Raw genomic sequence first — 10,910 nt, forward strand, 5'->3', positions numbered from 1 at the left:
GGCCTTCGATGTATCACCGGGCACTGCTGTCTCCGTCATTCCTGCCCCTCCTCTGCAGAGGCCAGCCTTTTCACCGGCTGCACCGCGACCTTCATGCGCCCGCTCTGCATGACGCGAACATTCTGCTGCGGGGCTGCCAGTTGGACACCGCCATTCAGGCGCTTGAGCACCTCATCGCGCGCACCCTGCAACACCACCTGGCCCTTGTCCACGACAATGATCTTGTCCACCGCCTGCAACACAGCGGGCCGGTGCGTGGCCACGACCAGAGTGCGCCCTGGTGCAAGCTTGCGCAACCGGGCGATCACATCGCGTTCGGCCACATCGTCCAACGCTGCCGTAGGCTCATCCAGCAGCAGCACTCGTGGCTGGCGCAACAGCAAGCGCGCCAGCAACAGGCTCTGGCGCTGCCCACCCGACAAGCCCAAGCCCCCTTCCATGACCATGTGATCCAGCCCCGTTGGCAGTGTCTGCACGAAGGACCAGGCGCCAGCGTCCAGCAGCGCAGTCATCAGTTCCACATCGCTGGCATGAGGAGCGCCCAACAGCAGGTTCTCGCGCAACGAACCGTAGAACAGGCGGGCATTCTGCGTCAGCAGGCCTATATCGCGGCGCACGTCGGCCGGGTCTATGTGTGCCAGAGCCACGTCGTCCAACAGCAGGCGCCCGCTCACGGACTCGGTCAGACCCGACAGCGCCTGCAGCAGCGTCGACTTGCCCGCTCCGTTGCGCCCCAGGATGGCGATGCGCTCACCGGCTGCGATCTGCAGCTTCTTGACCTGCAGTGCCGGGGTCTTGCCGTCGTAGCTGAACACGGCTTCGCTGAAGTCGTAGCGCCCCTCGATGACAGGGCGGTGGACGCGGCTGCCGTCTTCGGCGTGGTCCACGGGCAGGTGCATGAGCTGGTCCAGCCCATCGCTGGCCATCTTGGCCTGCTGCCAGCGATTGAGCACACCGGTCACGCTGGACAAGGGCGCCAGCATGCGGCTGACCAGAATGGAAGAGGCAACCAGCACGCCTGTGCTCATCTCGCCGCGCATCACCTGGGGAGCGCCAAAGAACACCACAAAGGCGAAAGCACTGCCCTGCACCGTCTGCATCCAGTTGCTCAGATGATGCAGCAATGCCCGCAGCTTCAGACCCGACTCGGCATTCACGACGTTGTAGTGATTCCACTGATTCTGAAAGCGCGGCTCGGCCTGCAGCAGCTTGATGTCCTCAATGCCCTGCACCGTCTCCACCAGCATGGCATTGCGCAGCGCCGATTCGCGCATGCTGGCCTGAGCCAGCTTGCGCAGACGCTTTTGGGCCAGCAGGCTGGGCGCCAGCAGCAGCACAAAGGCCGCCAGCGGCACCCACACCAGCGAGCCCGCAATCATCCAGAAGATGAAGCAGAACAGCAGAAAGAACGGCAGGTCGGCCACGGCCGCTGCCGTGGTGGAAGTCAACATCTCCCGCACCGGCTCCAGCTCACGGATCTGGGCCACAAAGGTTCCTGTGGCGCGCGGACGGGCGCTGTTCTTCACGCGCAGCGCATGACCGAAGACGCGGTCCGAAATGCGCAGGTCTGCCCGCTTGCCCAGCATGTCGGTAATGTGCATGCGCGCAGCGCGCATGGCCCAGGCAAACGCAATGGACAGCAGCACACCGCCGAACAGCACATACAGCGTAGGCTCGGACTGGGACGGCACCACGCGGTCATAGACCTGCATGGAAAACAGAATGCCGCCCAAGGCCATCAGATTGGTGATGAACGAAGCCAGCAGAATATGGCCATAAGGTCGCAGATCGGCAAACACGATGTCGCGCAGCCAGTGACGCTCCACAGGGCGCAGGTAGCTGTCCACGCGTGAATCGGGAGCCGACCGCAACGGACGCAGCACCACCATGGCCTCCACCTCGGGCTGCAGCTCGGCCAGCGTGTGCGTGCTCTCTCCGCCCTCGTCGCCGCTCAGCAGCAGGCGCAAGCCGCCCTCGGTCAGAGCCGTGACGACAGCCACCTGCCCGCCGCGCAGCTGCACGGCCACGGGTAGACGCCAGGCCGTCAACCGCGTCAGGTCTGGAGCTACCTCGGTCACGGCAAGACCTGCCTGCTGGGCCATCTGGCGCATGCAGTGGCGTAAATCCTCGCTAGACATGCCATCGGCCGCCCAGGCTGCGTCCACACGCAGACGCTCGCGCGAGGTATCGATCTGGTAATGCGCTGCCACTGCCAGCACGGCGTCCAGCCAGCCCTGCATCAATGGCGGCAATTGCTTGGCGCTTGCCTGCTCGGCAGCTACCTGGTTCATCGCGTCGTTCATCGCATCACTCCCTGGCCCCGGTCACGCAGCCGGGTATCCAGCGCGAACTCATCGGCCAACCGCCCGCTCTGGTACCAACACTCCACAGCCAGCCGCTGCAGGTCATGGGCGCTATCCACCTGTTCAAAGCGCGCGCCGTGGTATTCCTGCTCAGCGTTGAGCAGATCCAGCAGCGAGCGTGTACCCAGCTGCAGATACTGCTCACGGTACAGATCGCGCGTGATGCGGATGCTGGCGATACGCTGGTCAACCACTGGCTGACGCTCCAACAGACCCAGGCTCTGGTCCTGCGCGTCGCGCAGCGACTGACGCGCCTGGAACTCGGCGTTGGCCACTGCCGCGTCGGCGGCCTCCAGCGCATGGCCGGCCGCGCGCTGGCGTGCCTGGTTGCGCCCACCTTCGAACAGCGGTGCCGAGACATTGAACATCACGCGCATGTCCACATCCGGATAACCTGCCGGACGCGAGGCAGCGTTCAACCCGCGCGAGGCCGAGCCATCCACCGACAGCGTGGGCATGAGTTGCGCATCGGCTGCCTTCAATTCGGCCTGGGCCTGCGCCCGCTGTCCATGGGCCCGGCGCACCGCTGCCGTGGGCTGCACCTGCGCGGCGTCGCAGGCCTGGGGCAGAGCATCGGGCACCCCGCCTTTTTCTGCATTCGCCTCACCCACTGTAGGTGGGGTCTGCAACCCGGTCAGAGCCATCAGCCGCGCTTGCCAACGGCGCGCCTGCGCCTCGTAATTGATCACTTGGCCGCGCGCGCCATCCATGCGAGACTGCGCCTGCATGAAATCCGAACGGGTGCTCGCGCCCTTGGCCTGACGCTCACGCGCCAGCTCGGCCAGCGCGCCCACTCCCTTGAGCTGATCTTGTGCAATCGCCGCCATGGACTGCTGGCGACGCAACTCCACCCAGGCTTGCGCGGCTTCACGAGCTACATCGTCGGTGGACAGATACACCTGTGCCTGGGCAACCTCGATGCTGGCCTCGGCCTGCTTCACGGCACTGTCCACCTTGCCAAAGTCGTACAGCATCTGCGACACCGAAACGCTGGCGTCATAGACACGTCGCGAGGTATAGGGGTAGACATCCCGGTTATTCACCTGCGCCCCCAACCCACCCTTGACCTGCGGGTAATAACCGGCGCGGGCCGAAGCCACGCCCTCGTCCGCCCCCAGCAACTGCCCCTGCGCCGTACGCACGGCAGGGTGCCATGCCACAGCCGCCTGCACCGCTGCACGCATATCCATGGTCAGGCCCGGCCTGGCCTGGCTTGCAGGCTCTGCGGCATGGGCTGCACCCATCGCGCAGACCAGCGCGACCGCTGCGGCGGCCTGGCGCATGGAAGGCACAGGAAGTGGGGACTTGATCAACATATCCATCGCTATCGCTATCTCTATCGCTGGGGACTTACGCAGATCGGGATTCGCCAGGACCGCTTCCTTGAGGCGAAGCAGGTACCTGAACCTGATTTGCGTAAGTCGTGTTGCTGTTTCACAGCTTGGCATCACGGCGCGCTGCCGCGATCACCACTCCACATCGCAGCACCCAGGCCAGCGACACAGACTGTTTGTTCTTCTGATTGCTATCGCGTATATAGCTGGCAGCGCGCACAGCACGCCGTTTCAAGCATTTCTCATACTTGAAACGGCGTATCTCAGGCACTAGCAGCTATCAGGTTTGATGAAACATCAGACATGCACCGGCTGGTGCAGCTCCTCCTCGGGCAGCGGAGCTGGCATATACAAGGCCAGGTCCTGCGCCGCTGCTACAGGTGCTGTGGGTGCAGCAGGCGCATCTGCCGAACCCAGGCCGGCGATGTTGCCGCCAGCCTCGCCCACCTCGCTTTGGGGCTGCAGCACATCGTGCAGCGCAGGCAGCGCGGCAGGCTCGTCCGCATCCGTATGCAGGGCATCGAGATGCTCCAGATCCAGGCCAGCGCTCATGGCAAACGCCATCGGAGCCGGAGATGGCAATACCGTGCCTGCAGGATGGACCGTCAAGGTCAGATCCGAACCGGCCTTATCGCCGTCCCCGTCAACCAGCACAAAGCCGATTTGTTCGACATGCGTGCTGCCCGTGGCAATCAGCGGCGGTACATAGGTGTAGCTTCCGTCATCCATATCGATGACCAGCTTGCCTCCCTTTTTGACATCTCCGCTCGCACCCTCGGTATTAATGGTCCAGGTGTGGGTAGTGCTGTTCCAGGTGCCATTCGAAGGACCGCCGGTCACCGTGCCATCGGCGTGGTAGACGCGGCCATTGACCGTGATCGAATCCACGCTGCCGCCATCAGCTCCCCACTCCGACTCGCCAAGCAATCCACCGCTGGTCACACTGCCTTTGGTGTTCACGCCCACCGAGTCGCGCAGGATAGGGGGCAGATCCTTGATGTCTGGCACCGGGGTGGCGCCTGCCTCACTCCCTCCATCACGACCGTCATAGGCAATAGGGTCAATCGGTCCCGTCGGCGCAGCGGGGCCAATACCAAACGCCATGGAGTTGATCTCATTAGCGTCCACGAATGTCTTCCAGAGCGCTTCCCTCGCCGCATCAATCTCATAGCTAGCGGTCGGCTCACCATCCGTCAGGAAGTAAGCGATGTTCTTGCCGCCATCAATCTTTCCTGCGGAATTGAACGCCTGCATCGCGGTCTCCAACGCCTTGCTGTAAGGCGTACCACCAGTGGCCGTCAGGGCATTAACAATCGACTTAGCCGTCGCAATGTCAATCCATGTCGTTTGTCGCGCCTGAGCGGCGGTGTTTTGGAAGGTCACGATCCGTACCTTCACGTCGCCCAGAGCAGCATAGGAGTCGAGCATGAGGCTGACGGCCTCCTTCATGATCTGCAAACGGGATTTCTCGCCTGGAGCAGGGTTTTTGTTATTTTCCTGTCCCCAGTTCATGCTCCCCGACAGATCAAGCATCAGCAGCAAATTACTGTCCTGTCCAGGCAGAACATAATCACTCGCAGTCGGCTCCGCCACGGGAATACCGTCCCCAATAGTCACAGTCAGCTTGCCGGTGTCCGTATGTACACCATCACTGACAGTGACCTTCAGGTTCAGCTCCAGCGAGTTCTCGCCATTGCCCTTCGGATGATCCACAGGCCCCTTCAGCGTCACGGTGTAATGGCCAGCATTGTCAATACTGGCTTCAATAATCACCTTGCCGCCAGCCTTGCCAACCAGCGGGTCGTCAGTCGTGCCGCTGCCGGTCCAGACTACTGCTACCCCACCAGAGGTCAGCGGCTCGGTTGGAGCCGACAACGTCACGGTCTGGGTGCCAACGGTATCCGGATCAGTAATCTCGATCGTGCCCGTCACCGCCGCCGGTTTTGGATTCGCTGGGTCCGTCTGCGCGCCGTCAAGCAAGCCCTCTTCCGACACAGTAACCGCAGTGTCCTTGGTCCACACGGGCGCGTTGTCGTTCAGATCCCGCTCCTTGAGCGTGACAGTGATCTCGGTCTTGCCACCTTCGGTATCAGTCGCCACCACCTTGATCTGCTGGACATTGCCCCCCTTCTCGTAGTCATTGGCATCCGAAGCAGCTCCAGCTGCCGTCAGCGTGATCTCGCCGGTCACCGCATCAATCGCATACCAGCCTTTGGGGTCGTCAATGCTGTATGTCACCGAATCGCTGTCGATATCGGTAGCCTTCACCTGGCCCAGCACCTTGCCTGCGACACTGTTCTCGTCGTACTCAAAGGTGTAGCCCAATACCGGCGTATCGTCTGACGGATTCACGAACACGGGCTCGTCGTTGACCGGGGTGACCGTGATGTTCACGGTGCTGGTGACCTTGCCGCCCTGTCCATCGTCCACCACCACGGTGAAGCTGTCGCTGCCGTTGTAGTCCTTGCCGGGCGTATAGATGTACTCGCCCGTGTTCGGGTCAATGGTCACCGTGCCATGCTGGGGCGGCGAGCCTTCGGTGTAGGTCAGCGTATCGCCGTCCACATCGGTGCCCACGACCTTGCCGCTGACCGGTGTGTCCTCGGGCGTGGTCAGCTCATAGTTGCCGGTGCTCGGGTCGAACTTCTGGTTCGGCACATAGCCGGGATCGCCGGGGTTCAGGCCTTCGTTGGGGTCCACGGGCACGGGCTCGTCGTTGACCGGGGTGACCGTGATGTTCACGGTGCTGGTGACCTTGCCGCCCTGTCCATCGTCCACCACCACGGTGAAGCTGTCGCTGCCGTTGTAGTCCTTGCCGGGCGTATAGATGTACTCGCCCGTGTTCGGGTCAATGGTCACCGTGCCATGCTGGGGCGGCGAGCCTTCGGTGTAGGTCAGCGTATCGCCGTCCACATCGGTGCCCACGACCTTGCCGCTGACCGGTGTGTCCTCGGGCGTGGTCAGCTCATAGTTGCCGGTGCTCGGGTCGAACTTCTGGTTCGGCACATAGCCGGGATCGCCGGGGTTCAGGCCTTCGTTGGGGTCGGTCGGCTCAGGCAGCTGATTGGCTGCCACGGTCACCGTGACATTGGCCTGCTCGGGCGTGCCGCCATCGGTCTGCGCTGTGTAGCTGAACTTGGCGTCACCCACAAAGCCCGCCTTGGGCGTGAACTCCAGTTGGCCACCCACCAGCTTGACGCTGCCGCTGCCGTCGGTCAGGGCCACCGCTGCACCGCCTTCGGTGATGGCCTTGCCATTGACCTGCGTGATCGTGACGTTGTGGCCTGCGAACTTGTCATTGCCCAACACGTCGACGGTGACGGACTTCCCAAAGCCGGTGCCCTCGATGTCGTCGTACGCATCCTGCTCCGCTCCGACATTGACCGTCACTGTAGTGGTGGTCTTGCCGCCCTTGCCGTCGTCCACGATCACTTCGAAGCTGTCCGTGCCGGGACCGCTCCAGTCCTTGTTGGGCGTGTAGGTGTACTCGCCGGTGTTCTTGTCGATGGTCACTGTGCCATGAGCGGGCGGTGTGCCCAATCCGTAGGTCAACGAATCACCATCAGAATCCTTGCCCACAACCTTGCCATTGAAGGGCTGATCTTCGCGCACAGTGACTTTGTAACCGCCATTGCTGAACTCCTGCCCCGGCACGTGACCCGGGGCACCAGGGCTCAGCCCTTTATTGGGATCGACGGGCTCCGGAGGATTGTTGACATTCTTGCCACCTCCACCGCTCCCGCCACTCGACACGGCCAGCCCCCCCAGACCCAACCCCACAAGCCAAGGCAGCCACGCAGCAACCGACTCATTCGATTCGATCTCAGTGAACTCGAAGCCCTCCCAGGCCCCACCATATTGGCCCCACCAAAGCACGCCCTGCTGATCTTCCAAGACCAGATCGTTGCGCCCTTCCTCTGCATATGGCGCGAAAAATCCGTTCACATAGATTTGTTTTCCATCGACCAAAGTCAGCACCAGATCATTACCGACACGGGTCGATTTGGCGATCTGTTCCGGAGCAACTTTGAGGATGACTGCAGAAGGCTTATCTAAAACCAGGCCTTGCTCTGTAGAGGCGACTTTTCCACCAGACTTGTATACGGCTTCCATGAACTTCTCCTTGATTCCTAACCTTGGCAAAGTTCTGAACCCTCTACCTTGGGGTGCTCAATGCCAAATGCTCGCGAATGCTAGGAGTTAGCGATCTGGAACGCTTTTGAAAAAGCGAACATTCCATCTGCCTACCAGACAACGATTCAAAACAAATGTCAATTTCGCTCTCAACAGACATTCACCCAATCACAGCAATGTTTAAAAACAGGAATTTGCTTTTGAAATTCGGAAAAACTTGTAAACAAACGTCAGATTAGGTGCATCTACGTGAGCCCCGGCTCCAAAACGTAACACGCCGTTAAAAATCATCTTCACAATCCATAGTTTTTCAAAATAACCATCTAACTTCGGATTGTTGCCGTGTCTTACTGGTCACCTGCAGGCCCTTCGAGTGAACGAATCCTCGTCATCGACGACAACGTGACTGAACTGAAAATCCTGCTGGAACTGCTTCGAAGTAATGGCTATCGCCTTTCGGTCGCCATGGACGCCATGCAGGGCTATCGCCGTGCCACTACTCAGCAATTTGAACTAATCCTATTGGACGTAAATATGGGCAGCGTAGATGGATTTGCCGCCTGCAGACTATTAAAGGCAGATCCGTCCACAGCAGGCATTCCCGTGATCTTTGTGACTTCTTGTGCCTCCCCCAAAGAGCGTTTAATGGGGTTGCAGTTAGGTGCTGTGGACTACATCCCAAAGCCGTTCGACATCAATGAAGTTTTAGCGCGTGTGGAAATCCACTTGGCTTTGGCGAAACGCCAAGGAATGCCATATCAAGATGTTCGCGCTTTACCAGATCCGCAACCGTCAGTCCCCGCTCTTGAGCGAATAACGGAAACACTGAGCATTGATCACAATTTAACGTTGCTGCGAGCAGCCCAGCAGTTGGTGCTTTCCGATTTGTCCAAGGTTCCTACTCTGCCTGAATTAGCCTCCAAATTAGGCACCAATGAAAAGCGCTTAACACGCGTCTTCCAGGCTCACACGGGCAGCACGGTTTACAAGTTCATCCGGGAGACTCGCCTTCACGAAGCTCAACGCATGCTTGCTAGCTCTGCCATGCATATAGAGGAAGTTGCGGCAGCAGTAGGATTTTCCAGCGCTGCTAATTTCTCGTCAGCCTTTCATTCCTATTTTGGGTGTACCCCATCATCTTTTCGGCGCTCATACATGAGTCCAAAACCATGAGGCAATGCACATCGAGCTATGTTCGTCTGCTCTGCAGCATATTTCTATGGTGGGCAATCAATGCGAGCGCACTTGAAGCGTCTGCGCCCCCTCGAATTCAGATCAGCGATGTAGCTCTCGGCCTTCCGGTCCTGGACAAAACAGTCGAGGTCTGGGAGCGAGGTATGGCAAACGAAGCACCACTACAGGTGGCAGCCCTTCCTAGCAATGAGATTGACGGATTCCATACCGTTACAGCCAAGGCGCTTGAAGGGCGATTCGATATGACACATCTGTGGCTCAGGCTGGCACTGCACAACGATCTAAACACCCCTCAATCAGTGCAACTGGCTTTGGGGGTGAGTTGGCTGCAACACGTGACTTTTTATGTTGTACGCATACAGGAAGGTCAAGTTCGTGCAAGTCGAACCCTGGCGGGAATCAGCGACCCAAACGAGTCGCTCAATCGAGTACCCCAGATCGCCATAAATCTCGCGCCAGGAGAGAAGGTGCGTGTACTTGTTCACGTCAATAGTCACGCGTCAAGTAAGTTGAAAGTCACGCTGCATACAGTGAATCAATGGCATAGGGTGGAGCGTGACTATGCGTTGTTCAGCGGACTTCTGATTGGCAGCATACTGGTGTTCGTAGTCTATTCCGCGGCGCTCTGGAGAATTCTGCGATCTCCCTTGATGGGATGGCAAACACTGGGGCTGTTGCTGACCGCACTCTATGAAGCTACCTATCGTGGCTATGCACAGACAATACTTTGGCCCAGCAGTACAGAATGGGGCTACCGAGCTCATCACGTTTTGGTTGCTGGCATCGTGCTGAGCATATTGCTATATCTGCGTGCGCGATTAGAAAAAACCCAGAACTATGTACCCTCAGCAGGAGTAATCCTGCTCAAGGTCGTTGCCCTCTTAGAGAGCATTGTTCTCATCGGTGCTTTATTTGGGCCTTATGACTGGTTTGCCCCAACTGGCATCATCGTTGCACCACTGAGTCTGCTAGCAATTCTGGCTTGCACATACATCTATCATCGTAGTGGAGGGCCTGGCAGCCTGACAGCTTTGCTGCTCGTATCTGTCTTGGCATGCTGTGCATTGCTGCGCGCCGTTGCTCTCTTGATACCAAACATCGCGCTGGTTCAGCTCTTCGAGCAATATGCGCTTGTACTGCCCGCCTTGACGGTCGGTCTGTTCGTCATCACCAGCTGGGCCTATCAGCATTCCCACCAACGTCACCAGGCACAGCGCACATTGCTCCAATGGCAAAGCCAGCAGCAAGAACGCCTTGAGCATGAGGTCAAGTACAAAACTCGCGCTCTTAAAGAGGCTCTGGAACAAGCTGAGCAACGTTCGTTGGAGCAAAAGGAGCTGCTCGCCTATGTCAGTCATGATTTGCGAGCGCCAGTCTCCGCGATCATTGCCTATCTACAACTGATGCACCTGTCCCCGAGCAAAGTTGACATAGATAAATTGGCCGCAGTTGAAAGAAGCGCTACTTATCAATTGGCATTGATCGACGAATTGGTGGACTATGCCAAAGATGAGTTGCAGCCTCCTTTGGCATTGAATGAGCAGTTGGTAGATCTAAGCTCTCTGCTGGATGAACTCACCAAGTACGCTCATGCGCTGGCCCAGCGTCAACGCAATAAGTTCTCACTGCAAATACAGAGCACGCTGCCCGTGCATATCTACTTGGACGGAAAGCGCCTGCAACAGGCTGTACTCAACCTCTTGTCCAACGCTGCGAAATTTACATTCGACGGAAGCATTGACCTGAAGCTGCAAGGTAAGAGCGGCTAACACCACCGATCCACGAAGCGTGCACAGATGATCGCAGCGGCCAGTTTCAGCAACGCTTCGTGGATGTCCAGTCGCCTTTCAAAGCGAATGCGCAGCTTGCCAAAGCCTGCAAACCA

The 10,910-nt window shown here is 59.0% G+C and carries 6 protein-coding genes and 1 pseudogene; 2 read left to right on the forward strand and 5 right to left on the reverse strand.

Annotation, left to right across the window (positions count from 1 at the left end; all coding sequences use genetic code 11):
- Nucleotides 1-35 precede the first annotated feature (35 nt).
- The 4 genes from FSY45_RS03370 to FSY45_RS03380 form a co-directional block, all read right to left on the reverse strand.
- Nucleotides 36-2,303: a type I secretion system permease/ATPase gene (locus FSY45_RS03370; protein ID WP_046460616.1), complete on the reverse strand. Its 2,268-nt coding sequence runs from the start codon at nucleotides 2,301-2,303 to the stop codon at nucleotides 36-38.
- Entirely contained in the window at nucleotides 2,300-3,679 is a 1,380-nt protein-coding gene (locus FSY45_RS03375) for a TolC family outer membrane protein (protein ID WP_223305623.1), read from the reverse strand. The genes FSY45_RS03370 and FSY45_RS03375 overlap by 4 nt, the downstream gene beginning before the upstream one ends.
- A gap of 118 nt (nucleotides 3,680-3,797) precedes the next feature.
- Entirely contained in the window at nucleotides 3,798-3,932 is a 135-nt protein-coding gene (locus FSY45_RS28160; RefSeq protein WP_255443180.1) for a hypothetical protein, read from the reverse strand.
- Nucleotides 3,933-3,994: 62 nt separating this feature from the next.
- The gene (locus FSY45_RS03380) at nucleotides 3,995-7,810 is read right to left on the reverse strand and encodes a tandem-95 repeat protein (RefSeq protein WP_148747915.1); all 3,816 of its coding nucleotides are present in this window, start codon (nucleotides 7,808-7,810) and stop codon (nucleotides 3,995-3,997) included.
- Between the two features lie 363 nt (nucleotides 7,811-8,173).
- Here FSY45_RS03380 and FSY45_RS03385 point away from each other — a divergent pair, with 363 nt between their 5' ends.
- On the forward strand, nucleotides 8,174-9,004 hold the full coding sequence (locus tag FSY45_RS03385) for a helix-turn-helix domain-containing protein (protein ID WP_003063310.1): 831 nt from the start codon (nucleotides 8,174-8,176) through the stop codon (nucleotides 9,002-9,004).
- A gap of 164 nt (nucleotides 9,005-9,168) precedes the next feature.
- On the forward strand, nucleotides 9,169-10,794 hold the full coding sequence (locus FSY45_RS03390) for a sensor histidine kinase (RefSeq protein ID WP_255443181.1): 1,626 nt from the start codon (nucleotides 9,169-9,171) through the stop codon (nucleotides 10,792-10,794).
- On the opposite strand, the pseudogene FSY45_RS03395 reads toward FSY45_RS03390, so the two are convergent.
- Nucleotides 10,791-10,910 (reverse strand): annotated as a pseudogene (locus FSY45_RS03395) (IS5/IS1182 family transposase); the annotation flags it as partial. The gene FSY45_RS03390 and the pseudogene FSY45_RS03395 overlap by 4 nt on opposite strands.

The sequence above is a fragment of the Comamonas sp. Z1 genome (genome assembly GCF_008121555.1).
Classification (GTDB): domain Bacteria; phylum Pseudomonadota; class Gammaproteobacteria; order Burkholderiales; family Burkholderiaceae_C; genus Comamonas; species Comamonas thiooxydans.